This window comes from Paenibacillus sp. J22R98 (assembly GCF_059383835.1).
The window spans coordinates 187,454-213,358 of sequence record NZ_JBXENW010000001.1 but is presented as its reverse complement, the minus strand read 5'-3'; the positions used below and the strand labels follow the sequence as shown (position 1 = coordinate 213,358).

Annotated in this window: 27 protein-coding genes; 8 read left to right on the top strand and 19 right to left on the bottom strand. The window is 50.9% G+C overall.

Annotation, left to right across the window (positions count from 1 at the left end; all coding sequences use genetic code 11):
* Positions 1 to 72: 72 nt before the first annotated feature.
* Positions 73 to 612, top strand: a complete 540-nt coding sequence (locus tag AC50Y3_RS00970; RefSeq protein WP_494816916.1) for a phosphatidylglycerophosphatase A family protein — start codon at positions 73 to 75, stop codon at positions 610 to 612.
* A 61-nt stretch (positions 613 to 673) separates the two neighbouring features.
* On the opposite strand, the gene hemG is transcribed toward AC50Y3_RS00970, so the two are convergent.
* From hemG to hemE, 3 genes are read right to left on the bottom strand one after another with little or no spacing between them, the layout of a single operon-like run.
* Positions 674 to 2,149 carry a protoporphyrinogen oxidase gene (gene hemG, locus AC50Y3_RS00965; RefSeq protein WP_494816915.1) on the bottom strand — a complete coding sequence of 492 codons (1,476 nt, stop codon included), beginning with the start codon at positions 2,147 to 2,149 and terminating at the stop codon, positions 674 to 676.
* A 32-nt stretch (positions 2,150 to 2,181) separates the two neighbouring features.
* Entirely contained in the window at positions 2,182 to 3,111 is a 930-nt protein-coding gene (hemH, locus tag AC50Y3_RS00960; RefSeq protein ID WP_494816914.1) for a ferrochelatase, read from the bottom strand.
* The gene (gene hemE, locus AC50Y3_RS00955; RefSeq protein ID WP_494816913.1) at positions 3,104 to 4,180 is read right to left on the bottom strand and encodes a uroporphyrinogen decarboxylase; all 1,077 of its coding nucleotides are present in this window, start codon (positions 4,178 to 4,180) and stop codon (positions 3,104 to 3,106) included. Before hemE ends, hemH begins: the two co-directional genes overlap by 8 nt.
* 184 nt (positions 4,181 to 4,364) lie before the next feature.
* On the opposite strand from hemE, the gene AC50Y3_RS00950 reads away from it, so the two are divergent.
* Positions 4,365 to 5,591 carry an MFS transporter gene (locus tag AC50Y3_RS00950; protein ID WP_494816912.1) on the top strand — a complete coding sequence of 409 codons (1,227 nt, stop codon included), beginning with the start codon at positions 4,365 to 4,367 and terminating at the stop codon, positions 5,589 to 5,591.
* A 668-nt stretch (positions 5,592 to 6,259) separates the two neighbouring features.
* On the opposite strand, the gene AC50Y3_RS00945 is transcribed toward AC50Y3_RS00950, so the two are convergent.
* A complete protein-coding gene (locus AC50Y3_RS00945; protein WP_494816911.1) occupies positions 6,260 to 6,886 on the bottom strand; it encodes an O-methyltransferase in 627 nt (208 codons plus the stop codon).
* A gap of 229 nt (positions 6,887 to 7,115) precedes the next feature.
* Here AC50Y3_RS00945 and AC50Y3_RS00940 point away from each other — a divergent pair, with 229 nt between their 5' ends.
* Together AC50Y3_RS00940 and AC50Y3_RS00935 are read left to right on the top strand one after the other, a co-directional pair.
* Complete coding sequence (locus AC50Y3_RS00940) at positions 7,116 to 8,279, top strand: THUMP domain-containing class I SAM-dependent RNA methyltransferase (protein ID WP_494816910.1); 1,164 nt, start codon at positions 7,116 to 7,118, stop codon at positions 8,277 to 8,279.
* 26 nt (positions 8,280 to 8,305) lie between these two features.
* Positions 8,306 to 10,318 carry an LTA synthase family protein gene (locus AC50Y3_RS00935; RefSeq protein WP_494816909.1) on the top strand — a complete coding sequence of 671 codons (2,013 nt, stop codon included), beginning with the start codon at positions 8,306 to 8,308 and terminating at the stop codon, positions 10,316 to 10,318.
* Between the two features lie 65 nt (positions 10,319 to 10,383).
* Here the strand turns inward: AC50Y3_RS00935 and AC50Y3_RS00930 are convergent, their stop codons facing one another.
* The 6 genes from AC50Y3_RS00930 to AC50Y3_RS00905 form a co-directional block, all read right to left on the bottom strand.
* On the bottom strand, positions 10,384 to 10,608 hold the full coding sequence (locus AC50Y3_RS00930) for a YuzB family protein (RefSeq protein ID WP_494816908.1): 225 nt from the start codon (positions 10,606 to 10,608) through the stop codon (positions 10,384 to 10,386).
* 25 nt (positions 10,609 to 10,633) lie between these two features.
* Complete coding sequence (locus AC50Y3_RS00925) at positions 10,634 to 10,936, bottom strand: iron-sulfur cluster assembly accessory protein (protein WP_494816907.1); 303 nt, start codon at positions 10,934 to 10,936, stop codon at positions 10,634 to 10,636.
* A 109-nt stretch (positions 10,937 to 11,045) separates the two neighbouring features.
* Entirely contained in the window at positions 11,046 to 11,285 is a 240-nt protein-coding gene (locus AC50Y3_RS00920) for a hypothetical protein (RefSeq protein WP_494816906.1), read from the bottom strand.
* Between the two features lie 25 nt (positions 11,286 to 11,310).
* Positions 11,311 to 12,534, bottom strand: coding sequence for a M14 family zinc carboxypeptidase (locus AC50Y3_RS00915; RefSeq protein ID WP_494816905.1), 1,224 nt, complete (start codon positions 12,532 to 12,534; stop codon positions 11,311 to 11,313).
* A gap of 126 nt (positions 12,535 to 12,660) precedes the next feature.
* The gene (gene racE, locus AC50Y3_RS00910) at positions 12,661 to 13,470 is read right to left on the bottom strand and encodes a glutamate racemase (RefSeq protein WP_494816904.1); all 810 of its coding nucleotides are present in this window, start codon (positions 13,468 to 13,470) and stop codon (positions 12,661 to 12,663) included.
* 214 nt (positions 13,471 to 13,684) lie between these two features.
* The gene (locus AC50Y3_RS00905) at positions 13,685 to 14,983 is read right to left on the bottom strand and encodes an alpha-glucosidase/alpha-galactosidase (protein ID WP_494816903.1); all 1,299 of its coding nucleotides are present in this window, start codon (positions 14,981 to 14,983) and stop codon (positions 13,685 to 13,687) included.
* 175 nt (positions 14,984 to 15,158) lie between these two features.
* Here AC50Y3_RS00905 and AC50Y3_RS00900 point away from each other — a divergent pair, with 175 nt between their 5' ends.
* Entirely contained in the window at positions 15,159 to 16,064 is a 906-nt protein-coding gene (locus tag AC50Y3_RS00900; protein ID WP_494816902.1) for an AraC family transcriptional regulator, read from the top strand.
* A gap of 76 nt (positions 16,065 to 16,140) precedes the next feature.
* On the opposite strand, the gene AC50Y3_RS00895 is transcribed toward AC50Y3_RS00900, so the two are convergent.
* The 5 genes from AC50Y3_RS00895 to AC50Y3_RS00875 form a co-directional block, all read right to left on the bottom strand.
* A complete protein-coding gene (locus tag AC50Y3_RS00895; RefSeq protein WP_494816901.1) occupies positions 16,141 to 16,557 on the bottom strand; it encodes a YtxH domain-containing protein in 417 nt (138 codons plus the stop codon).
* Between the two features lie 70 nt (positions 16,558 to 16,627).
* Positions 16,628 to 17,113: a hypothetical protein gene (locus tag AC50Y3_RS00890; RefSeq protein WP_494816900.1), complete on the bottom strand. Its 486-nt coding sequence runs from the start codon at positions 17,111 to 17,113 to the stop codon at positions 16,628 to 16,630.
* 139 nt (positions 17,114 to 17,252) lie between these two features.
* Positions 17,253 to 17,921 (bottom strand): helix-turn-helix transcriptional regulator, encoded by a 669-nt coding sequence (locus AC50Y3_RS00885; protein ID WP_494816899.1) that lies wholly within the window; start codon positions 17,919 to 17,921, stop codon positions 17,253 to 17,255.
* Positions 17,922 to 18,012: 91 nt separating this feature from the next.
* Positions 18,013 to 18,438 carry a DUF86 domain-containing protein gene (locus tag AC50Y3_RS00880; RefSeq protein ID WP_494816898.1) on the bottom strand — a complete coding sequence of 142 codons (426 nt, stop codon included), beginning with the start codon at positions 18,436 to 18,438 and terminating at the stop codon, positions 18,013 to 18,015.
* A gap of 156 nt (positions 18,439 to 18,594) precedes the next feature.
* Positions 18,595 to 18,882 (bottom strand): Dabb family protein, encoded by a 288-nt coding sequence (locus AC50Y3_RS00875; RefSeq protein WP_494816897.1) that lies wholly within the window; start codon positions 18,880 to 18,882, stop codon positions 18,595 to 18,597.
* 108 nt (positions 18,883 to 18,990) lie between these two features.
* Between AC50Y3_RS00875 and AC50Y3_RS00870 the strand changes: the two genes are divergently transcribed.
* Positions 18,991 to 19,251 carry a hypothetical protein gene (locus tag AC50Y3_RS00870; protein WP_494816896.1) on the top strand — a complete coding sequence of 87 codons (261 nt, stop codon included), beginning with the start codon at positions 18,991 to 18,993 and terminating at the stop codon, positions 19,249 to 19,251.
* A gap of 50 nt (positions 19,252 to 19,301) precedes the next feature.
* On the opposite strand, the gene AC50Y3_RS00865 is transcribed toward AC50Y3_RS00870, so the two are convergent.
* From AC50Y3_RS00865 to AC50Y3_RS00850, 4 genes are all read right to left on the bottom strand, one after another.
* Positions 19,302 to 19,685, bottom strand: a complete 384-nt coding sequence (locus AC50Y3_RS00865; protein ID WP_494816895.1) for a cupredoxin domain-containing protein — start codon at positions 19,683 to 19,685, stop codon at positions 19,302 to 19,304.
* A gap of 124 nt (positions 19,686 to 19,809) precedes the next feature.
* On the bottom strand, positions 19,810 to 20,187 hold the full coding sequence (locus AC50Y3_RS00860) for a YhjD family protein (protein ID WP_494816894.1): 378 nt from the start codon (positions 20,185 to 20,187) through the stop codon (positions 19,810 to 19,812).
* Between the two features lie 143 nt (positions 20,188 to 20,330).
* A complete protein-coding gene (locus AC50Y3_RS00855) occupies positions 20,331 to 20,720 on the bottom strand; it encodes a phage holin family protein (RefSeq protein WP_091214630.1) in 390 nt (129 codons plus the stop codon).
* 133 nt (positions 20,721 to 20,853) lie between these two features.
* On the bottom strand, positions 20,854 to 23,043 hold the full coding sequence (locus tag AC50Y3_RS00850) for an alpha-galactosidase (protein ID WP_494816893.1): 2,190 nt from the start codon (positions 23,041 to 23,043) through the stop codon (positions 20,854 to 20,856).
* A 245-nt stretch (positions 23,044 to 23,288) separates the two neighbouring features.
* On the opposite strand from AC50Y3_RS00850, the gene AC50Y3_RS00845 reads away from it, so the two are divergent.
* Together AC50Y3_RS00845 and AC50Y3_RS00840 are read left to right on the top strand one after the other, a co-directional pair.
* Positions 23,289 to 24,782 carry a spore germination protein gene (locus AC50Y3_RS00845; RefSeq protein ID WP_494816892.1) on the top strand — a complete coding sequence of 498 codons (1,494 nt, stop codon included), beginning with the start codon at positions 23,289 to 23,291 and terminating at the stop codon, positions 24,780 to 24,782.
* Positions 24,772 to 25,893, top strand: coding sequence for a Ger(x)C family spore germination protein (locus AC50Y3_RS00840; protein ID WP_494816891.1), 1,122 nt, complete (start codon positions 24,772 to 24,774; stop codon positions 25,891 to 25,893). Before AC50Y3_RS00845 ends, AC50Y3_RS00840 begins: the two co-directional genes overlap by 11 nt.
* The last annotated feature ends 12 nt before the right edge of the window (positions 25,894 to 25,905 follow it).

The window sequence follows — 25,905 nt, the reverse complement described above, 5'->3', positions numbered from 1 at the left end:
GTACTATATATACGAGCCCTCCAAATCAATTAGACCAGTTTTGTCCACCATTTTGAGACAAGGGGTGTAGCGATGACGAAGTCCAGTGATTACCGCCTAAACAGTACGAAAATCGCAGAAGCGACGCGCGAATGGCTCACCAAACGCGGTGTCGAGATCCCGCAAATCGCAGAGCTGGTTCTATTTCTGCAGAAGGATTATTATCCGGAGCTCACGATGCAGGAATGTGAAATGTATGTGGAAGCCGTGCTGACCAAGCGCGAGGTGCAGAACGCCATCTTGACCGGTATTCAGCTGGATCTGCTTGCAGAGGAAGGCAAGCTGCTGTCGCCGCTTCAAGAAATGATAGAAAATGACGAGGGGCTCTACGGGTGCGATGAAATTCTCGCCCTGTCCATCGTGAACGTTTACGGCAGTATCGGATTCACGAACTTCGGTTATGTCGATAAATTAAAACCAGGCATTCTAAAGCGCTTGAACGATAAAGAAGATGCGCAGTGTCACACGTTCCTCGATGATATCGTCGGAGCGATCGCAGCTGCCGCAAGCAGCCGGGTTGCTCACCGAAAGCAGGCGGAGCGTGAAGGGAGAGTTGGGCCTCCGATCGATTAATTTGCAAAATAAAAAGGGCCACGCGGTTCGTCTGTCGCAGACGTTTCCCGTGGCCCTTCTCTTATTTAAATTCCCCAAGCAGCGACTTGTAGACGCCGGAAGCGGCTTCTTTCCCTTGGCGGATGCAATCCGGCAGTCCAACGCCATCGAATGCGGCGCCGGTTAACCATACTCCGGGCATCTCTGCGCGCAGCTTTGTACGAAGCTGCGCGGTCTTCTGAAGATGACCGACCGGGTATTGCGGCATGGAATGATGCAGACGAGTAATCTCTGTAAACAGCGGCTCGGCTGTAATGCCCATCACCAAGCGAACATCGCTCCGAACGGCTTCTTTCAATACCTCATCCGGCAAATCGACAACCGCTTCATCGCCGGCGCGGCCAACATAACAGCGCAGCAGCACTTTATTGCTAGGACTTGAATGCAGCCATTTGGCCGATGTCCATGTACAAGCTGTAATGGTCGTGCCCTCCGAACGCGGTACAACAAATCCTGATCCGTCGAAATTCATGCCAAGCGACGCTTTATCGAAGGCCATGACGACATTAGCTACCGATACGTAACGAATGTCACGAAGCGCATCAACGTTCATATGCGGCTCCAGTAAATCTGCGGCATCAAAGGCAGGTGCCGTAATGACGATGCCATCTGCCTCCAGAATCTCACCGTCGCTCAGCAGCACTTCGTACGGCGCAGAATCTTCGCCATGCTCATCGGGATCATTTTGGCGGAAAGCGACTGCCTTCCGTCCCATTCGCCGCTCCACAGTGGACAGCGCCGAATCCAGTGCATCCAGCATCGTAGCAAGTCCGCCCTTAAACGTCAGGAACATGCTGTTCTTGACGGCTGCAGGCACTCTGCTCACACTTGGGGGCGCCAATGCCGCCTTCCGCTTATTGGCGCGCATCCCTCGAATCAAGCTGCCATGCTTCCGCTCCGCATCTCGAAACTGCGGGAATGTCGCGGCGAGGCTTAAATTCCGCAGCTCACCTGCATAAATGCCCGCAAGCAGCGGCTCTGCAACCCGCTCCATCACTTCACTGCCCAATCGGCGGGACAGAAAGTCTCCGATTGATTCGTCGCCTGTTTCTTTGCTCGCAGGCAGTACGAAATCCATCAAGGCGCGAAGCTTGCCTTTCCATGTCAGCAAGCTCGTCTTCGCAAAAGGTGCAATTTCCGTTGGTACGCCAAGCACGAGACCCGGAGGCATGGAATGCAGCTTGCCATTATGAAGAATATACGTTTTCTTGGCAGCCGGGTTCGTGCCGGTCAATTCATGCTCGATGCCAAGATCATAGGCCAAATCAATAATCGGCGTCTTGCGTGCCAGGAAGGAATCCGGACCGCGTTCAATAATGAAGCCGTCGCGCCGAAGCGTGTTGATTTTGCCGCCGATTCTCTCCGACGGATCCACGAGCGTAATGACCGCTTCCCGGCCGCGCTGCTTCGCTTCCTTGAGCAAATAAAAAGCGGAGCTGAGTCCGCTGATACCGCCTCCGATAACGACGAAGCGATCGAGCTTACCGTTCCCCCGCATGCGAGTCATCTCCTCTGTAATAACGCTATCCGCTAAGCGAAAACCGCTCTTGCCGCGTCCTGAACGGAATCGGCCAAGGTTTCCATATAGAGCGGATCTGTGCCCAGCATCTCAATACGCCGCAGCTTAATCCCGAGTTTACGGGCTTCGGCTTGCGCTTCAATATCAACATCGTAGAGCACTTCCAAGTGCTCGGATACGAATCCAATCGGGGCAGCCAGTATGCCTTTGTAGCCCGCGGCAGCCGTTTCCTTCATCGTTTCGAGAATGTCCGGGCCAAGCCACGGCTCTCGGGTACGTCCCGCGCTCTGCCAGGTGAACTGCCAATCCGTAACACCCGCTCCATCCGCTACAAGCTTGGACGTTACCAGCAGCTGCTCCTCATAAGGATCATCCATCTCCCGGATTTTGACAGGCAAGCTGTGTGCACTGAAGAGCACTTTTACAGGCTGTACATCCTGAAGGGCTTCATGTGCGGCTTTGACCCGAGTCACGAGCGCTTCAATCAGCTTCGGATGCGTATGATAGCTTTCTACCGTTGCGAATTGAATGCCCAGCTCTTCCGCTTTCTCTTGCGCACGTTTCATATAACTGCCGACGCTCATCGTGGAGTAATGCGGCGCCAGGACAATGCTTACCGCATGCTTAATGCCATCCGCAGCCATAGCGGAAACGCCATCTTCGATATATGGGCGTGCATGCTTCAAACCTTGATAGCAGCTATAGCGGCCGGGTGCTGCAGCGTCAAGTGCGGCTTGCAGGCCGGCTACTTGACGGTTTGTATTCTCTCGCAGCGGGAACACGCCGCCGACAATCGCTTCGTAGCGACTGCTCAGCTCAGCCAGTTGTTCCGGCGTCGGCGCATGACCTCTGCGAATATGCGTGTAATATTCTTCGATCCCGTCCATGCTCTCCGGCGTTCCGTAGGACATGACGAGTACGCCGATTGTAGCGTTAGCCATGGCGAAGCTCCTCCTGCTTGCCGCTCAACGCTTTAATCGCTTCAGCGGAGTAGTCATGCACAAACTCGGTCAGCTCGCGCAGCTTGTCGAGCGACGCTTCCGGGAACAAGCCATGTCCCAGGTTGAACACGAAGCCCGGCTGCTTAATGCCTTCATCAATGATTGCTTTCGCATGCTCCTTGATGACTTCCATTGGTGCAGTAAGTACGTACGGATCAAGATTGCCCTGTACAGCGAAGGAACCGCCAAGTCTGCGGCGACCTTCATTAATTGGCACGCGCCAGTCAAGACCGATTACATCGGCTTTGACATTCTTCAGTGTTGGAAGCAGCTCGCCAGATGCTACGCCCGGGAAGTAGATTTTCGGCTGCGGCAGATCCGACAGCTCGCTGAAAATCCGTTCGATCGTCGGCAGCACAAACGTCTTGAAATCATGAGGAGCAAGTGCGCCTACCCAGCTGTCGAACAGTTGGAACGCCTTGCCGCCTGCGCCGATATGGGCACGAAGATAAGCAATGACCATGTCGCCAAGCTTGTCCATCAGCTTAAACCAAACTGCGGGTTCCGAGTACATAAGCGACTTCGTTCTGATGTACGACTTCGATGGACGTCCTTCGATCAAGTAACTAGCAATCGTAAACGGTGCACCTGCGAACGTAATAAGCGGCACATCAAGCTCGCGATCCAAGATACGAATCGTCTCTAGCACGTGAGACAAGTCGCCTTCCACATCGATCGGCTTCAGCTTATCCACGTCCGCGGCCGAGCGAATTGGATTCGCAATGACCGGGCCAACGTTAGCCACAATGTCAAAATCAATGCCGATCGACGCGACCGGATTCATAATATCGGAATACAAAATCGCTGCGTCCACACCGAGCTTCTTAATCGGCATGAGGGTTACCTCAGCGGCCAATTCCGGTCTCTTGCAAATTTCCAGCAGCGAGTAATTTTCTTTTATTTTACGGTAATCGGGATCGTAACGTCCCGCTTGTCGCATATACCAGACGGGTAAGCGATCGACCTGTTCTCCTCGGCACGCGCGGATGAAAATGTCGTTGTAGCTCATTGAAGTTCCCCATTTCTATCGTTTTCCCTACGTTTCCATTATGCCCTTTTTGCCCAAGTGTAACAACCGCCCGCCCGCTGCTATCATTGACAAACATATGACAATGTTAGGTTTCGGCTATGCTATACTGTCGATATGGTGTTTACAGTCTTACAATTCGAAGTCTTACGATGGGAGAATCGAAATGGAACAGTGGAAGAAAAATCTGGCCGTCCTCTGGATCGGTCAGTTTCTCGTCATGGGCGGAATGACGATGATTATCCCATTTATGTCGCTTTATTTGCAGTCGGAACGCATCGGATTAACCAATAAACATGAGATCGCGACTTGGGCCGGCGTGATTTTCGCAGGTAACTTCGTGACGGCATTCCTCTTTCAACCCTTATGGGGAAAACTATCGGACCGCTATGGACGCAAAATGATGCTGCTTCGCTCCGGCTTCGGCATGGCCATCGTTATGATTCTTATGGGCTTCGCCACATCACCATGGCATTTGCTGCTGCTGCGGATGGTCAATGGCACGATCTCCGGCTTTAATCCCGCGGCCGTCTCGCTCATCTCGGTTTCGACACCGAAGGAGCGGATGGGTTTCGCGATGGGAACGCTGCAATCCGGTGGGATTGCAGGCAGCATTCTGGGGCCGTTTATCGGCGGGCTGCTTGCAGATGCCGTCGGGTACCGCCCGATTTTCTATTTAACCGGCAGCTTGCTGTTCTTAGCTTCTCTGCTGGCCTACTTTATCGTTCGGGAGAGTTTCAATCGGCAGGAGGCTGCGGCTCGTCCAAACATGTCGGTCATTGCCGGCTTTCGACAGCTCTCACGTGTGCCTCAGCTGATGTCCCTCTTCGCGGTTACCTTCCTGCTGCAGTTTGCGATCATCGGCCCGATGCCGCTCATGCCGCTCTATGTGCAGGATTTGCACGGCACAGTCGTCAATTTGGCCTTCTGGGCCGGATTCGTCGGCTCCGCAGCCGGTCTCTCCAACATGGTCGCCTCCCCACTGCTAGGCAGGCTGAGCGACCGGATTGGCCAAGAACGCATCCTCGGCATTTCGCTGATTGGGGCGGCGCTGATGTTCATCCCGCAGGCATTTGCCGGTTCGGTATGGCAGCTGCTGCTCTTCCGATTGCTGCAAGGCTGCTTCTTAGGCGGTCTCATCCCGTCGGTCAATTCGCTCGTCCGCCGGTTCACGCCGGACGGGATGGAAAGCCGAGCGTTCAGCATTAACAGCAGCATGCTGTCACTTGGCAACATGATTGGCCCCATCGTCGGCGGCATCATCTCGGGCTGGACAGGGATACGCGGCGTGTTTCTCATCTCATCGGCGTTGTTTGTCATCAATGCCGTATGGGTTAGGCGGACGCTTGTTGTGTCGAAGCGAGCAGTATCCGCTGGCACTAAGCGAGAATAAAAGAATGGCACAGGGAGTGAGCCCTGTGCCAGCTTTTCGCTGTTGGGGAAAGTTGTGATTTGCTCACGGGGAGCTGAACGTTCGCACGCTTGCGTGCCAGGCGCCCGCTGCCCGGTGTCCCTCCGCCAAGCGGCAATTCGCATACCTGCTCTCGCATTCCCGCATCTCTCACTCCTCGTCCACATCTCACTCGCATCACACATACTCACTTCCCAACTCCGCGTCCACATTTACATCCCACATACCTACTTCTCACGCTCCGCGTCCACATCCCTGATCTCGCATGTTCCGTTATTCGCACTCTGAATCACGAATCGTTTCTCTCGTACCGTCATCTCACTAGCCGCGAAACTCTAACGAATCGTAGAAGCCTTATTCATCGCGATTTCGGAGTTTCGAGATTCTAACGAATCGTAAAAGCCTTATTTGGTGCTAGTTGACTCCTAACACCCCAAATACCATCAAATAAGACCGCTACGATTCGTTAGAATTTTATCCGAGCCTTTTATGGACAAATAAGCCCTGTACGATTCGTTAGCGCATTCACTTTGCCCCGTGCACTAGCCGCTAGCCGAACGAAGCACCTCACATAACGGAGCCCCCCTCGCTTCCAAATCAAACAAACAAAGTGGCTGAGCATCATATATGCTCAGCCACTTTGTTCACTCCTACTTCACAACCGCAACAGCGAGGCCGTCATAAGCCGGCAGCAGCGTACCGAGGAGCCGCTCGTCGCCGACCATCGATGCGTTGAACTCGCGCATAGCGAGAACGGATGGGCCGTTCTTCTCCGGGTCGATCGTTCTGCCATGCAGCAGCGCGTTGTCTCCTGTAATAACCGCGCCTGGGTTAGCGAGCTTGATCGCCCACTCCAGGTAGAGCGGATAGCTCTCTTTGTCCGCGTCAATGAAGAAGAAGTCAAACTTGCGGCCTTCTTCTGCGAGTACAGCCAAACTTTCTTTGGCATCCCCGACTCGGTATTCCACGCGGTCGCCAAGACCGGCTGCTTCTAAGCTCCCGCGCGCAACATCCGCATAATTCTGCAGCAGCTCAAGAGAAGTCAAACGCCCGCCGTCCGTTAAGCCTCTGGCAAGGCAAATCCCGCTATAGCCGCCAAGCGCGCCGATTTCAAGCACGTTTTTCGCACCGGACATGCGAACAAGCATCGTAAGCAGACGACCATAACCGGCCGCAATCGAAATCTCCGGCATACCTAATTGTTGGATCGTCTGATGTACCCGAGCCAAATCCGCGTCTTCCCCAAGCAGCTGTTCTACATACTGTTCCGTCGACATCGATTCCTGCCCCTCTCCATAATAACGAATGTAATGTTTGTAATTAATCCCTTGGATGACCTATACTTGATTGTATGATTTTTATGAAAGATAAGAAAGTATAAGTTTCACCTTATACGATGCATATCTTTCTCTGGAATGAAACGCGCTGCGCCGCCTAATGGACGACGACAGCCGTTTCACCTTGGACCGGAAACAACCGGAGTCGTGAAGGCGGAGTGATACACAAATGGACAAACTGCAGCTGATTGCAACAGCTCCTATGGGGCTGGAGGCGGTCGTCGCACGCGAATTAATGGATCTTGGCTATACGGATCAGAAGGTGGAGAACGGACGCGTTATTTTTACGGGTGGTCTGGCAGATATTTGCCGCGCCAATCTATGGCTCCGCACCTCTGACCGCGTATTGATTAAGATGGCGGAATTTCCTGCCAGAACGTTTGAAGAATTGTTCGAAGGCACCAAGGCGGTCAATTGGCCGGATTGGATTCCCGAGGACGCTGAATTTCCGGTGGAAGGACGCTCGCATAAGTCGCAGCTGACCAGCGTGCCTGCCTGCCAAAGTATCGTAAAGAAAGCGATCGTCGAGAAAATGAAATCGGTCTACGGTACCGAGTGGTTCCACGAGGACAACGGACAGCGCTACGTCATTGAAGTCTGGCTGCTGAATGACATGGCGATGCTGACTCTGGACACTACCGGCCCCGGCCTGCATAAGCGCGGATACCGCAAACTCGTTACCGAAGCACCGCTCAAAGAAACAATGGCAGCGGCAATGGTGCTGCTCAGCAGATGGCGCCCTGAACGCCCGCTGTATGATCCGTTCTGCGGTTCCGGCACGATTCCGATCGAAGCCGCAATGATCGGCTGGAACATCGCGCCCGGACTACGTCGTACGTTTAACAGCGAAGGCTGGTCCATTATCCCCGAAGAGCTCTGGGAGCAAGCACGCGAGGAAGCTTTCGACTCGGTGAAGGACAACGTCCCGCTTCACATTACAGGCTCGGATATCGACCCGCGCGCACTTGAAATCGCAGAGGCTGCCGTGAAGAAAGCCGGCTTCGCGAAGGAGATCAAGCTGCAGCAGATGGCGGTTTCCCGCGTGAAGCCGGAAGGCGACTATGGCTGCATCATCACCAACCCGCCTTACGGTACAAGGCTCGGCGACGAGGACGAAGCAGAGAAAGCGATCAGGCAGCTTGGCCTCAGTTCTCTCTATATCCCGACATGGTCGATGTTCGCTTTGACACAATCCCGCACGTTCGAGGATACGATCGGCCGCAAGGCGGATAAGAAGCGCAAGCTATTCAACGGCCGCATTGAATGTACGTATTATCAGTATTTCGGACCGCTCCCTCCACGCAACAAAACGGACAGTCCTGCCAAATCGTAGCTGCTGTGAAAGGAAACGACTACTCGATGAATATACCTTCTCGAAGCATAAAACGGCGCCGGCAACGGACGTCGTTTTATGCTATTCCCCTCCTTATCGCGCTTGACCCGCTGCTCTTCATCGGACTCATGCTGTTTAAGCTAATCTTGTTCGACCGACTCGTTCATGTGCCGAACATGGCTATGAACCGCGATGATCTGATGACTGCGGCCGGAACACTGGCGCTTACTTCCTTCTGGTCCTTATGGTTACCGGCAAAGGGCCGAAGGATCGCGCTAATTGCACTAAACATTATCCTGACAGCTATTATCTACTCTGATCTCATCTACTTCCGCTACTTTCAGGATCTAATTTCGATACCCGTATTGATGCAGGCCGGACAAGTCGGTGCACTCGGAGAGAGCATCGATTCTTTGCTCAAAGGCGTAGATTTGTGGTTTTTCGCCGATTGGCTGCTGCTGCTTCCCCTTGCCATCTATACCTTCTACCGGATGCGGATGCAGAGGCTTCGAAACAGAAGCGACAGCGCGCAGCTGTCTTTCATCAAACCGAATCGGCTCAGAACCGCCTTTCGTCGTTTGACCGCAGGACTTCTCGTGTTTATAGTCGGGTTCATGCTTGTCTACGTCCCCGTTCATAAAGCGAAGCAGACATGGGCCGCGGAACTCTTCACGGGCAACTGGTGGAATCTATCTCTATACAATGTGACCGGCGTGCTTGGCTTCCATGGTTATGATCTGTATCGCTATGCGAATGAGCATTGGTTCCAAAACAACACCGTTACGGCCGAACAGACAGCCGAAGCGAAACAATGGTTCGAAACCCGCGCAGACCAGCGCAAAACACTCGAATCCGACGCCTTATTCGGGAAATACAAAGGCAAGAATGTCATCCTGCTTCAGCTGGAGGCTTTTCAGAGCTTCGTCATCAACCGGCGGCTGAATGGCATCGAGGTAACGCCGAACATCAATAAACTGCTGGGATCATCCATCTATTTCAGCAACTTCTATCATCAAACCGCGCAGGGGCGCACATCGGATGCCGACCTAGCAGCCAATGTGTCCCTTCAACCGCTGCCTACCGGCTCTGTCTTCATCCGTTATGCACAGCATGACTACGATAGTATGCCGCAAACGTTGAAAGACCACGGATATACCGCCAACGTCTTTCACGCCTATGACGGAGGCTTCTGGAACCGCAATATGATGTACGACCGATTAGGATACGATACCTTCTTCAGCAAAAACGCCTATCGGATCGATGAACCCATCGGTTGGTCGCTTGGGGACAAATCCTTCTTTAAACAGTCCGTGGATCGGATGAAAAACGAGAAGCAGCCTTTCTACTCGTTCCTCATTTCGCTCTCCAGCCATCATCCCTACCAGCTGCCGAAATCCGCGCAGACATTGGATGTTGGTCCCTTCAAGAACACCATCTTCGGCGACTACCTGGAGGCTGTTCACTATGTCGACGCTGCAATTGGCAGCCTGGTGGATGAGCTGAAAGCAGCCGGTTTGTGGGATCAATCGATCTTCATGTTCTATGGCGACCACGATAATTCCATCCGGGAATGGGAGCCTTTCGAAACGTTCCTCGGTCATCCTTTAAACGAAACCGAACAATTCCGGATTCTAAAAGGAATACCGTTCGTCGTGCATTTGCCCCATGACGAGAGAGCCGGTACTTATGAGCAGGTTGGCGGGCAGCTGGACATTACACCGACAGTTCTCCATCTTCTCGGGATCTCCAGCGCCGATAAAGCGATGATCGGAACACCGCTCATTATTGCGCAGAAGGATATGCAGCAATATCAGAAAAGGATCGTTTTCCGAAACGGCGCATTCACGGACGGAGCCGTCCTCTACCTGCCGGCTGAGGATGGATTAACTCAGCACAGTAAGTGTTACGCCTTCACTACCGGTGAGGCGCTCACGGATCCTAGTGTCTGCACTGCAGGGGCAGCGGCTGCTAGGCTTGAGCTTGAAGCGTCAGACCTCGTGATCGAGCATGACCTAGTCAAGTCGATGCTGAATCGATAACCTGCATGTATACAAAGAACCCCCGGCAAGCTTCACTTGATGAAGCCTGCCGGGGGTTCTTCTTCTTATTTCTTCACATATTTGCGTGCCTTCTCGATACATTCATCCTCAGTCGGAGCCGTAATATAGCGGCCGTTAATGAAAATGAACGCAAACCTCGAGCATGGACCGCAGTACGATTTGCATGCAACTTTGATTTCCGTACCAGGTGCAATCTGCTCAAGCTTCGATAGCATGGTCTTGGTACGCGTATGTTTGCATTTATCGCAAATGATAATATCGTTTGCCATGTTTCTCTCCCTAACCGTTTACGAATTAATGGTCGCCGTGGTTGCCTTTAGTCGGGTTGGAAATCATGAAGCCTTCCTGAGGCACGTAGAAATAGTCGATTCTGACACCGTCCAGGAGTTCAACACCTTTCTCCAGAACAACCTTGATGTCTTTATCTGTCTCAATGATTTCGTCATTGTCCGTTGCATCGTCCATCTTCATGCCATAGTGGGCATGATCACCGTGCGAATGCGTAATGAAAATACGCAGAAACTTACCTTCGTTCTCAGGCTTGTCCACTTCTTCACGAAGCACTTTCGCGGCATTGCGTGTAATTTTGCAATTCATCGTCGATTCATCTCCTTATTTATGGATGCAGCCGTTTACCGTAAATCCGGCGTTCCTTCTTTTCCTTCATCTCCCCTATTGTAAAGAAACAAGGAGCATTGTTCAACCGCTATCTCAATCGATTGCTGTATTTGCGTTCCATATATCGGGTGTACCATTCGGCGGCAATCATCGTAACCGCGATATCGTCGATAGGCAGAAAAGGGAGCACGTCAGGCATTACCCAGTAAATCAGCACAGGAATTACGTAGAGCAGCTTGTCCATCAGCCGAACTTCCCTTGCCGTCAGCAAGCGGTAGATTCGGACAAACACCGTCCGCCAGTGGCGGAGCGAAAGCAACTTCCTCATGGGAACCGCCTCCTTCTTCCGTCTATTATAACATATCCGGAATGGCCGCCTCCATGGCAGTAATGAGCAATGGCCTTACCTCGTCATACAGATCGTGAAACGACGAGATCGGCAGCGGATTCACCCCATAACCAACCTCTACCGTAAAACCCGGCTTCCTATAGTCCTGAATAAACCAATCCTTATATCCGGCATCGCTGCCTATCAGCTTCACGGCTTTATACCCGCTTGCTTTGGCTAATCTCGCAGCAAGCAGCTCCGCGGCAGGCGGTTCATAGCCGCGGTAGTTCCAGTAGATCTCTTGCCCCTGCGTATGCAGCGCAACGACGAGGTCAAACTGCTCTTCCTCGGTAAAGGCGGCGAGCGCTTGTGCCTCCGGCTCTGATAACGGCTGCGAGCCGGGATAATCCCGTGGGCCCGGCCCCGCCGCATCGCGCCGCTCCGCTTCGACTTCCCAGAAGGCCGGAAATTGATCATTCAGATCTACGCCGCGAATGTTCGCTTTCCACTTCGAGAATCGAGATGAACCCTTGTTCCAGTCCAGCAGCTCATGATAATACGGATGTTCCTCATTCATGCCTTCTTGGACGAGCTCAGCTCCATCCGGATTTACGAGCGGTACGAGCCACAACGTCACCTGACGCAGCAACGACCTAATATCAGCGCCGCAAATCTGATTCCCGGCAGCTGCTGCCTGTGCCAGGTCCTCTGCAAATGCCATTAAGAGCGGCGTTGTAATCCATTCATTTGCATGCATGCCTGCATTGATATGCACTTTGGCCGGCCCTTCGCCAAGACGAATCGCCGTAATTGGCTTGCCCATGACGCTTTGCCCAATTCGTCTGGACTGCAGAAATGGATAGCTGTTCTGAAGCTGCTCAATGTCCTTCATGAGCTCCCTAGCGCCATACTCAGCGCTTCCATCCACTATGCGGTCCGAGGAGCCTCCAACCGGAATGCTGATTAGCTGACCCTGCTGTAATAACGTAAGATCAATATGGCTGTTCACCGCTATCAATGCATGTGTGGAAACAGCAAAAAGAGCTGCAATACGCAGCAGCGTATCGCCAGCGTTTACCCGATAAGTGATCGTAGGCAGAGCGGGTACGGTAAGCAGCAGCCCGGGCTGCAATCGCTCGCTCGCAAGGATGCGCGGATTGGCAGCTAACAGCGCTTCGGGATTTATTCTAAAGCTGCGGGCAATCCGCAGCAGCGTATCGCCGGTTTGAACAACATAAGGATGCAGCATGTGATCACCTCTGAATAGGTCTAGTCACATGCTATGCCGCTCCGCTGCCCGGCATGCCAATTCATAGGAAAGAGCCGCCCCTGTCATCTGACTGAAGGAGACGGCTCCGGTTTGTTGGCGGAACATCTATACGATATTGGGCACCTGCCATACGACAGGCGTTAGCTCGATTTGCTCACCTAACCATTGTTGGGCAATCTTCCTAAACATGCGCGGATCTCCGCTGCAGAAGAATTGATGCACGGGAATATCTCCGTCGCGCGTCAATCGGTTGCGATCATGCAGGATCGTACTGATTTCGCGAGCGGTTTCATCCGCGGAGCTGATCAGCGTTACATCGCTGCCCATTACCGCAGCAATCGTATCGGATAAGAACGGATAGTGGGTACACCCTAAAATTAACGTATCGATGTCGCGTTTCTTCAGCGGTGCCAATGACGATTCCACCACTTCTTGTGTTTCTCTCGAGCGGAAATTACCTTGTTCGACAAGAGGAACAAACCGCGGACAAGCCAAGCTGATCACTTCAATGTTCGGAGATAGCTGCTTAAGCGCATGTTCGTAGGCGCTGCTGCGAATCGTCCCTTCCGTACCGATGACACCGACTTTCCCAGTTTGTGTGCGGCCGTTCGCAGCGCGAGCGCCGGGATGAATCACACCGACTACCGGGATCGCGACACGGGAGCGGATATCCTCTAGGGCGACAGCCGTTGCCGTGTTGCAGGCAATGACGATCATTTTCGGACGATATTGGATTAAATACTCAACGATTTGCCTAGTAAACCGAGTCACCTCTTCAGCGGGCCGCGGGCCGTACGGGGTACGAGCGGTATCGCCGAAATACATGATTTTTTCCCGGGGAAGCTGGCGCATGACTTCCTTGACGACTGTTAAACCGCCTACACCAGAATCCAATATTGCGATCGGTTGTTGCACAGACACACCGCTTTCTTGAACGTTTTGGCAGGACTTCAATAGAATATGAATACGATGAAGAAAAGGTACCTACATCTTAGCGCAAAACCAGACAAGGTTCAACAAACGCCGCTATGCCTAGGTATAGCTGGAAAATAAAGAAAAAAGCCTCCCGTACTGCATGAGCATCTAAATCTGCTCATGCAGCCGGAGCGGCTTTGTTTATGATTTCGACTTATTTATACGCTGGAAGCCAGTCGCCATGCGCTTCGATCAGATCATCGCACATTGCTTTAATATCATCCATCGACAGCTCTGCACTTGTGTGCGGATCAAGCATCGCCGCATGGTAGATATGCTCGCGTTTGCCTGTAATCGCAGCTTCGATCGTGAGCAGCTGCGTATTGATGTTCGTGCGGTTCAGCGCAGCGCATTGCGGCGGCAGATCGCCAACGAATGTCGGCGTTACGCCATTGCGGTCGACAAGGCAGGAAACCTCTACGCAAGCTTCTTTCGGCAAGTTCGTGATCAAGCCGGTATTCATCACGTTACCGCCGATTTTGAACGGTACGTTCGTTTCGATCGCTTCGAATATGTACGACGCATACTCGTGCGTACGTTTATGCTGAAGCTCCGGATTGCGAACAAGCTCATCCTTCAGCTTCTTCCAGTTGCCGATTTGCTCGATGCAGCGGCGCGGGTACTCATCCAGCGGAATGTTGAAGCGTTCGATCAGCTCCGGATAATTGCGCTTGATGAAGTACGGGTGGTACTCGGCGTTGTGCTCGGAAGATTCGGTAATGTAGTAGCCGAAGTTAAGCATCATTTCGTAACGCACCATATCCCAGTGCTTCTCGTTTTGTTTCTCACGCGCACGGCGTTTAATTTCCGGATACAGGTCTACGCCGTCTTTGGAAACTTCAAGCAGCCAAGCCATGTGGTTGATACCGGCGATTTTGGATTTAACACCCGTCATATCCATGCCGAGGTTTGAGAAGAGGTGATCGACGCAAACCTGAACGCTATGGCAAAGGCCAACTGTGTTGATGCCGCCGTATGTGTTCATGACGTTCGTCAGAACCGCCATTGGGTTCGTGTAGTTGAGGAACAACGCGTCCGGACATACTTCTTGCATATCCTTAGCAAAATCAAGCATGACCGGAATCGTACGCAGGTTTCGGAAAATACCGCCAATCCCTACAGTGTCCGCAATTGTTTGGCGCAAGCCGTATTTCTTCGGAATTTCGAAGTCCGTAATGGTACAAGGATCGTAGCCGCCAACTTGGATCGCATTAACGACGAATTTGGCACCGCGAAGCGCTTCCTTGCGGTCCGTGTACGCTTTAATAGTTGAAGTGCTTCCGCACGTATTCTTGATATGGTTCAGCATCGTTTCGGAGTCGGACAAGCGTTCTTGGTTAATGTCAAACAATGCGATTTCGAATCCTTGGAGTGCTGGTGTGTGCAATACATCGCCTAGTACGTTTTTCGCAAACACAGTGCTTCCTGCGCCAATAAAAGTAATTTTCGGCATCGTATCCTCCTTGAAAATGGTCCGCCATGTAAGCGGATTAATGTATTCTTCTCTTCTCTACTATAGTGCAGGGAATAACGGATTGAGTAGGAAATAAAGCATGTTTTATATGTACATTTGTAGTTTTTTGAACTACAATTATCCTACTGAAATGATAAGGATTGGGGCTTTCACGATGCCGAAGACAAGCAGCAAGCAAGATAGTCTGTACCGCACCTCGGATCACTATAAATTTACGGATTACAATAATTCGCAGCCGGCTCAAGGCGAATTATCGCTGCTCTTCAGCGGGGAAGGCAAGCCGGTTGGCGGCCATTTCATTGGACCGGCCGTTCATAACTACTATCTCATTCACACCGTTCTGTCGGGCCGCGGGACCTTCGAGATTGACGGTGTCCGTTATTCGTGCGTGAAAGGCGACACCTTTATTATTTTTCCGGATGAACTGTTCACGTATAGAGCCGATGAGAAAGAACCCTGGCATTATATGTGGGTCGCCTTCAAAGGCCATATCTCCGAGCACCTGCTGCTGACGCTTGGCTTCTCCCCGGCACGCCCCATCGTTCATACGGATGATGTTCGTCCGCTTGCCGCGCTTTACCGCAAAATCCGTGGCACGCTTGAATCGACTCCGTTTCCGGAGCTTGCCGACTTGGAAGCAAACGGGCTGCTGCGTATCTTCCTGAAGGAGCTTGGGCTATTGAATGCAGGCAATCTGGCCTTTAATTCCATCGCCATCGTATCCGACATCGACAGACAAATTAAACAAGCGGTTCGCTGGTTGTCGTATCAATATGCACAGCAAATTTCAATCGAGGATTTGTCGCGAAGCTTAGGCTACCATCGGACGCATTTATCCAAAATGTTCAAGCAAGTAACCGGCGTGTCACCGATGCAATTTCTGCTCAAGGTACGGATGGAGCGGGCGAAGGAGCTGCTGAATGGGCAGTATCACCTGTCGATCGACCAGGTCGCTTCTTCTGTCGGCTACACCGATGCCCTCTATTTCTCCAAACAGTTCCGCAAAACATTCGGCTATTCGCCTTCCGAATACCGCCTGCACGCTCGAAACTTCAAATAAAAGAAAAAAGAAGGCTACGCCGCATGATCTCATGCAGCGTAGCCTTCTTCATGATTCAACCATCAATTGCAATCAATTAGCTGATCGTTTGAAGCTCTTCTTTGCGGTCTTGCGTCAGCTCTTCAACCTTATCATGTACTGCATCTCCGGCTTCTTGCACAAGGTCTCCGGCATCATCCAGCACTTCAGCCACTTCTTCTTTGCCTGCATGGCGCCAGCTGCGAACATTGTCAATGACCGAGCTTGCTGTTTCTTTCGCTTTGCTAGCAGCTACCGTTACGCCGCTGCCCACTTGTTTCGCGATACGAGTCGTCGAGTCGCCGACTTGACCGGCAATGCGAACGGTGTGCTCGGAAACAACCTGTGTTCCGTCTGCGATATCTTTACGAAGCTCGCGACCTGATTTAGGTGCAAGCAACAGAGCTGTTACGGAACCAATTACGCCACCTGCAATTGCACCAAATAAGAAACTTTTTCCACTGCTTTTTGCCATCTTCAATACACTCCTTTGGTACAGCGGCTTGCGCTGCTTTCGTACACGCAGCAGCATAGCAACTGTATAATTAGTTAGTAGTATCCTGCCCTTGGTCATAGCTTGAGCATGCAGAGGAATGGTTATCTTTCCGTTTGTTTTGCCAAAACTGCCACACCGCATAACTAACCTCAGCCCAATCAAGCGCTTCTGTGATGCCATGCTTCACTTTCTCGCCTGACCTTGCAGCATGCCGCTCGACCGTATCGTTCAGGTCTGTGGAAACCCGGTTCACGGTGAAGGACAATTGATTCGCTGCATCGCCAATTCGTTTTGTCGCTTCGGCTAATTTGGACATGCCGTCCAGCTGCTTCTGCACAGTTCTGACGGTAGCGGTCACCGGATCCATCAGCGCACTCACCTGAGCTGCCGCATGCTGCGTATAATGCTCCATCGCTTCGGCCGTTTGAATCAGCTTCGCCAGCTTACGATCCGCGGATCGCAGCCAGAGCAAAATCCCAATTACCAACGCGACGAACGCTGCAACAGCTACTCCCTCAAGCCATATCGAATCCATGAGCGGACACCTCCTAACGTACTGCCTTGCGGGCTAATGCCCATTTACTTACTGACATAATACCCAGCATGGGCTTGTTTTGACACAACTCACGAAAAAAAAAGAGGCGTTAGGACCATCTCCTAACACCTCTTTATCCTTATATACCGGCTATTCGGTAGCTGCACTTGCCCCCGCCTTTAGCCAAACATTCCGTTCGTTCCACGTCCGTTCCAAGGAGCTGCTGGAATAATGACAGCTCACACTGGCAGGCTTGCTGATAGCGATTTGCGACCTGCGCAATGGGACAATTGTATTCGTGCATCACAAGGCCGTTCTCGTCATTCTCGAGTGCAACCATGTAGCCGCCCTCGTTCTGAATCGAAGCAAGCTCGGTTACTTTCTCCTCCAGCGACTTCCCATCCATGCGATAGGCATAGCGTTCGATCAGCTTGCGTTTACGGCCTTCAAACAATCGGTCAACGATAATAGCCGTCTCCGGATCGTCCTCCAGCTCTTCCAGCAAGTCCAGTGCGAAAACATGGTAGTTCTTCGGGAATAACAGCTCGGCTTGCTCCGTTAGACGAAACATATGAGTCGGTCGCCCCATTGCCTGACGCACGATAGTCGGCGCAATAAGACCATCCCGCTCAAGCGTGCTTAGATGGCGGCGTACAGCCATTTCTGTAATCTGCAGATGTTTCGCGAGCTCACCGGCATTCATCTGTCCGTTTGTTTTGAGCAGCGTGAGCACGGTTTGCCTTGTCGAGCCTTCCAGCCTGAATAACGGCTCCTTCTGCATACTCATCGGAGTTCCATCCTGTTCCATTCCCTCACCACCTTCGGCACTTCAGCACGTTCTAATGTCGTCATTGTAACGCATTTTCGCCGTTTCGTAAATCGACAACAGCCTCCGGCAGCTAACTGCCCAGCTCTTGGATGAGATACGCTTCTACAGCGGATTTGAATGCAGACAACGTCATTGGCAGCTGAGTCGTTAAGGGATGGAGTTCAGCCCGGTTCCATTCAAAATAATCCTGGACGAGCGGTTTGCGCAGCCGAACGAGCTCAAGAAGAGTTTCCTGCAGCTCTGCCGGATACACGCGCTCCCCTTCGATAATCGTAACAATATCTTCATAGCTGCTCGCATCTCGCATAATAAATCCGTCAATCAGATAACTTCCGATATCCGTAACGGTTTCGATTGCTAAATGCAATGCGCGCTCCTGTGCAAGCCCTTGAAGCAAGCTGCCGTCCCAGTTCTGCTTAAGCTGCGTTAACGCAGTTATTACTTCCGGAATGACTGACAGCCGCACAGCCAGCTGCTCGCGGTTCACATAATACATACCTGCAAAACCCCTGTTCCGTAATTACCTCTTGTTCTTACGTGCTTTCCGTTTCAGCCAAACCGTCATGACAATCGCGCTGATGATCACGACGATCAGGTACGTCATCATTTCAAATACATCACCCATGATTTAAATCGCCCTTTACCCTTTTTCTTAGCTCTCGAAGTCCACGGATACGGATGCTTCGCGAACCTCCGTGATATGCGCAATAACTTCTTTATGTATCGGATGAACCTGATAAGCCGCCAGCGTGTCCATGGATTCGAATTTCGTAATAAGCGCGATGTCATACGAACGTTCCGAGTGCAGAACGTCAGTACCTACTTCAATGGACAGCAGCTCATCGATTTTGCCTTCCATGTTTCTGAGCACTTGAACGGTACGAGCAACACTTTCCGGGCTGCCGTCCTTCAATTTAAACAATACGATATGCGTTATCATAATAAGTTCGCTCCTTCGAGAGTGGAATGGGATGCAAAGCATCCTTTTGTCACATAATAACCCAAGGTGCCGACTATCGGCAATCTTCCAGTAAAGGAGATTCAACGCATGCGCTATCCGGTAACGATTGCAGCAACGCTTATCGGCGTCGCTTTATGCCTTTATAACTCCACAGGCTATGATCCCCACAATCTGGTGTTCTTCATGTTCAGCGTTCCTGCATGGATTACAGACATGATCGTGGACATTCATGAGGTTAACGTGTACCTCATGTATGTGCTTACGATTGCCAGCTGGGCGCTGCTCGGCTTCATCTGCGACTATGCAGTTGGGCGAAGCCGCAGAGGCCGTCGCCGCTCGTATGACTAATGGAGTGATAATGATAAAAAAGGAGCCGTTAGCGGGCTCCTTTTTGCTTGTTATTCAACGATTAGAACGGACTTCATATCCTGATGGCCTGTTCCGCACATAACGGCGCAGTGCATCTCATATTTACCCGGTTTATCGAATACAACTTCTTGCTCCATCTTATCGCCTTGCAAGTCGATACCCAGATCAGGAATAGCCAGACCATGAAGTCCGCTTTTGTTAATCAGTTTGATCTTAACTTTATCGCCTGTCTTTACTTTGTATTCTTTCTTGTCGAATACGAAGTCAGCGGAAGCTTCCACTTTCATTAATGTAACGCCCGGCGGCAATGTCGCTGCCTCGTCAACCGGCTTACCCGGAAGCTGAGTAGTCAGCAAGTATACGCCCAAAACCGAAGCCGCTGCGAAAACGATAAACATAATCCACTTATGCATTGCTTCTTGCTCCCCTTTTCATCAAATGTCTACTCCCTATATTACATAAGATCGTCCGTTCTTCTCAACCTTAAACCGCTTCTGCAAATAAACTTTTTTCGGCTTTTTGACAAAATGATGAACGTCACTTCGTCAAGTAGTTCTTCAACAGCCGCTCGGATTCCGCCTTTACGAAGGTCCAAGGCATCGAGAACGAATGTCGATAGCCCATGCAGCTGTATGCTGCACAGAGGCCTGCCGTACTTCGTTTCTCCTTGTCGACGCCGATGCCGCTGTCCCGAAATTGTCTACGCATGGCAGCCAGCTCCAGCAGCACCCGATCTTGGAGCCCCCGAATCATCGATTCATAAAGCCTTGGCAGCTTCGTAGGTGTGGCGCCAATGATTCGAATATCGTGGTCGAGAATTTGATTCACGATACCAAGCAGCACGTAGCGTTTCACTAATTCCAGCTCCTTGCCAATCTGAACGGGCGGTGAAGACCCCACCATATCTACAGCCATATTGACCCCTCCAAAGCACTGCGCATAAGAACATTTGTTCTCATTATAACAAGTGCGATTTGAAGTTGCAAGCCGTGTAAGCGGTGTAAGGATAAGAAAAAGACCATCCCAAACAGGATGGCCTCAAAACAAGCGAGCTATACTTACTTTTTGTTCTTAAGCACTTCTATAAGTTGACGGAGGCGGTCCGGCATGGGAACGCCGATCCGGCCTAAATTTTCCGTTATGGAAATCAGCTCGTTCGCCAAATAGAAGTAAATGGCTCCGCCCATTGCAATGCTGCTTAGCTCCAGTAATATGTCAATTCGGTGCGCCAGAAGGATCACGACTAGCATGATCCCTTTTCTGGCAATTCCCCATGATCCTATGGAACTGTTTAGTTTCTTCTCCTTAATAGCAGCCGTTATCCCTGTAATATAATCCGTCCCCATGGCAACGAGAAGGAGGGTTAAGGATTCCGGCCACATTCCGAAGGAGAAGGTCACAAGTGATCCAAACAAAGCTGTTATGGTACAGACGATGGTGTGCGGCACAACCTCACTCTCCCTTCGTAGTGCGCTTACAATCTATCATATGCAGGAGAGTATGAGGTTGTCCGTCAAATCGCCTTAGAAACGTATATCGTTTGTATAGGTTTTCGTTAGATTTTCAGATAACTAAGGTTAACTAATCTCGTGCTGCGAATCGATATACAGTGCTGAAATAATCGCCGCGCGGGATGGCCTTGGCTACACCGGCATACATCAACTCATCGCCGCCAACAACTTCGTCCGTTCCGATCCATTCATAGCTGTAGTCCTCTCGCAATCCTTTAAGCTTCAGTCTGCTAAGCGGCGCATTCGGCTCATTAAGCTCCACTACATGGACTACCAGCACTTCCTTCTGATCCGGCGAGACAAACATCCATGCCGTCTCATTGCCTTCAAACGGGCTGAGCAGCCTGTAGAAGGTACCGTATTGCACCAGCTCCCTCACTTCCTTCACGAGCTCGACTTGGCGCTTCACTTCTTCCTTCTCCGCTTCCGTAAATGCCGTCAAATCAAGCTCATAGCCGAAATTGCCGGACATCGCCACATCCCCGCGCGTCTTCAGCGGCGTAACACGGCCAACCTGATGGTTCGGCGATGCCGACACATGGGCGCCCATCGAGCTGATCGGGTAAACGATACTCGTGCCGTATTGAATCTTCAGCCTGCTGATCGCATCGGAGTTGTCGCTTGTCCATGTTTGCGGCATATAGTACAGCATTCCGGGATCGAAGCGACCGCCACCGCCGGAGCAGCTCTCGAACAAAATATGCGGGAATGCAGTCGTAATTTGCTCTAATACATTATAAAGTCCGAGCATGTAACGGTGCGCGGTTTCACGCTGGCGTTCCGGCGGCAGCAGTGCCGAGCCGATCTCCGACATGTTGCGGTTCATATCCCATTTCACATACGTAATCGGAGCGCTCTTCAGAATCGAGCCTATTGCCTCGACAATATAAGCTTGTACATCTGCGCGCGAGAGATCGAGAATAAGCTGTTTTCTGCCCTCAGAACGGCGACGTCCCGGCACATGCAGACACCAGTCCGGATGTGCGCGATAAAGATCGCTGTCCGGCGATACCATCTCCGGCTCAAACCATAGTCCAAACTGCAGGCCATGGCTGCGTACTCGTTCAGCCAAATCCTCCAAGCCCTGCGGCAGCTTCTTCGGATCAACGATCCAATCGCCGAGCGAGCTGTTGTCGCTGTCGCGTTTGCCAAACCAGCCGTCATCCAGCACGAACAGCTCAAGCCCGAGCTCGCTGCCCGCTTTCGCGATCGCTTCGATTTTGTCAGCATTGAAGTTGAAATAGGTAGCTTCCCAGTTGTTGACCAGGATGGGTCTTACCGCATCGCGGAATGCACCGCGGCACAGACGCGTACGGTACAATTCGTGGTACGTATGGGACATGGCACCAAGACCTGCCGAGGAGAAGACCATAACAGCCTCCGGCGTTTGGAATGATTCACCCGGCTCCAACCGCCACGAGAAATCAAACGGATTAATGCCGATATATGCGCGCGCCGTGTGGTACTGATCCACCTCGACACCGGCCGTGAAACTGCCGCTGTATACGAGACTGAAGCCATAAACGTCGCCATGATCCTCAGTCGCCCCTTCGCCAAGCAGCGCGAAGAACGGATTGTTGGCGTGGCTGCTTGATCCGCGGCGGCTTTCGATTGCCTGAACCCCAGGCGTCAAAGCGCGCTTATGAATATAACGCTCACGCGCCCACGTGCCGGAAAGCTGCAGCAGCTCAAATCCATCATGCGGCAAATCGACGCTAACACTAAGCACTCTCGTCAACTGCATGACAGATTGGCTGTCATTCACGATGCGAGCCGATCGAATGACGGCATCAAACGCAGCGAACACCGTATAGGAAAGCTCTACCGTAAGGCCGGCAAGCTTGTCCGCCAATGTAACGATTAAGGTTTGCGCTTCCTCATCGGATTCCGCGTAGACGGCAGGCAGCCCCTCCAGCACCGGTTTGCCGTTTACGATGCGATGCGAGACGTAGAGCAGCTCCGTCACGGTTGTTCCGTTGGGCAGCTGCACCGCGTAGGCCGGGTTCCGCAGATCGCTTGAGCCGTAGCCTGGATATTCTTGCGGAAGCGTATCGAGTGAAATCGTACGGTCTTCCGGAATTGGATTCGGACTGAACGAACAACGTTCCATGCGCTGCAACAGACGCGATGCATCCGGATTAGTGAGCTTGCGACCCCAATACAAATGAGTCGGAAATCCGTGCAGAGACTGGAAAACATAGCTCATCGAACGGGTTTGAAGGTGAAAGAGATTCGTAGCGGAATCAAAAATAATCGACATGAGCAGCTCTCCCTATTATGGAATAAACGACTCTCCGTGGAGGCCGTCTAAAACGACTTATTTAACCCTAGTCGTTTACCAGTATAGGGCTAATTGACTTCGTTCTACATGGATGCTTTTAGCGGTCATATGGATGAATGTAGGATGTAACGATGAGACGAAACAAGCTGCTGAATCGTTCGTTTTTCCTTTGCCCGAATAAAATAAAAAGCTTAAACACAAAATACCAAAAAAATGAAGAGAGGATGAATATTTCCAAGGTGAACGTGGATGCTAAAGATCTTGAAAAATTGCTCACAATGTCCCGGCAATCCAGTGATTTCGTTACGAATAAGCTATCGTTCACCGAACCTCCATTATATATTTCATATTACAAAACAATGATTGATAGTAAACTGCTTCAACAACAATTCATGAGCGCGCTGCAAATTCATAATCGATTAGAACTTAACTGTCTGGAGGACATAAAAGCGCTCCTTCCCTTTGATGGAATCGAAATTACCGACAAAATCGATGTCATCCAATCCAAGCTGTTGAAGGGTCACGCCATCGTTCAATGGAAAAAACATGATCCATTATGCGCATTAGTTCCATTGGAAAGCAAAGATGGCTTACGCAAGTCCAATGAAACCGAGAATGAATTCAGCGTTCTGGGACCGAAAGTCGGGTTTGTCGAAGATCTGGACACGAATCTTCATCTGCTTCGCTTGCAATTGAACGTCCCGAATCTGATCGCGAAAGAATTGACGATCGGAAGTCTATCCAAATCGAAAGTAATGATTCTCCATATTGAAGGCGCCGCAAATAACGAAAACGTTGCAAAAGTTGAGAAAAGGTTATCGGCTATCGATTTCGATGTTATTTTTGATACGCTGACTCTGGATCAACTCATCTCCGACAATTCCTTTTCCCCGTTTCCTTTGTTTATTACAACGGAACGAAGGGATCGGGTCGTCTATGCCTTGCTGCAGGGTCAAGTGGCCATGATCAGCGAAGGTTCTCCCTATTTTGTAACGGGGCCCTCGACGTTATATGACTTTTTTACCTCTCCCGAAGATTATTATTTGCCATGGTTATTAGGTTCTTTCTTCAGAGCAATCCGAATATTCGGTGTCATATTCTCGCTCTTTGCTTCCGCCTTGTATGTTGCTATTACGACATATCATTACGAGGTGGTACCGCGGGATTTGCTTGTCCGCTTGATTTATTCACGACAAAATGTCCCATTCCCCCCCGTTCTTGAGGTACTGCTCCTTGAGATCACGGTTGAAGCTCTTCGGGAAGCCGGTGCGCGGCTGCCGAGCAGGGTCGGCGGAACACTCGGCATCGTAGGCGGCATTGTTTTGGGTACTGCTGCAGTAGATGCAGCATTGACCAGTAACATTCTCATCATCATTATTTCTTTATCGGCGTTAGCCTCTTTCGTAACTCCGATTTACAAGATGTCCAGCACGATTCGCTTTCTCCGATTCCCCATTATCATCCTAGCCGATCTCTGGGGAGGCATCGGCATTTTTATCGGCGTCAGTTTTTTGCTCGTCCATATCACGAGACTGAGATCTCTGGGATATCCATACAGCGTGCCGTTGTACCCTTTTCGGATCAAAGATATGAACGACAGCTTTGTACGATCGAGTCTGCAATTTACCAACACGAGACCAGGTTATTTAAAACCGGACTCCCACCTTAGATATAGACCTAAAAAAGTGAAATCGAAGAGTGATTTTAATGAGGAATAAAGCTGCCGTTCGGGCAAGATTTTTAAGGTATACAGGCTGCATATGGATCCTGGTTTTGACCTGTTTGCTTATTAGTTCTTGCAGCGACCGAAAAATCGTGGATCAAGTTACGCTTATACAAAGCGCAGGTTATGATATAGACGGAAAGCGCGTCAAAAGCACGCTATTGTTCGGCGATTATTCGGAGAAAGAGAAAACAAATATCAAAATACTAAGTACCGAATCGATTTCCAGCCTGGAAACTTTGCAGAAGCAAAACACAAAATCCAACAAATCCATTCAAACCGGTCAGATGAGTATGGTGTTGTTCGGCAAAGAGTTTGCCAGACAAGGAATCGGAACCATATTGGAAAGATTATTCCGCGAACCTTCGATTTCAAGCCGAATGCAGCTGGCAGTATCCGGTACGACGGCTGCTGAGCTTTTGTCCTCTACCGTTAAAACGCACGACACTGTGTTTATCACGAATTTGGTCGAGCAAAATGGGAAGTGGGGTAACTTGCCGAAATTGAATCTTCAAACCTCGCTGTATAATTATTATACAGCGGGACGAGACCTGTTCCTGCCTTATTTAAATATGGAAGGCGACGCTATAAAAATCGATGGTATCGCCTTGTTTAAGGATGATAAATTCGTAACCAACGTGGATAATCGCGATGCCTTCATTCTGAAACTGCTTACCGAAAACGCTCGGCATGGAAGCATTTTAATGCCATTGAAAGCGTCTGGCTCGCTTCATGATGATTTTGTTTTGATGAGAAACATCGCTTCGAATAGGACTTTCCAACTCGTCTCACAGGAACCGGCACCTGCCATCCTCATAAAAATTAAGATGAAGGTTTCCTTACGGGATTCACCTGAGTATTTACATTTTGAAACGAAAGAGGAGATAGCTGCTTTTGAACAAAAATTGGCTGCGTATATAGTTAAGAAAGCCGAAGACTTTATCTCCCTATGCAAGTCGAAACAGGTCGATCCGATTGGACTAGGCGACTTTTTGCGAAGCAAATCGAGGGGGTGGAATGAAAAAGAATTTCAAGCATCTTACTCGTCATTAAAGACCATGATCAAGATTGATCTTACAATTGTCCAGACCGGTCTTTACGAATAAAGGCTTTAAGGA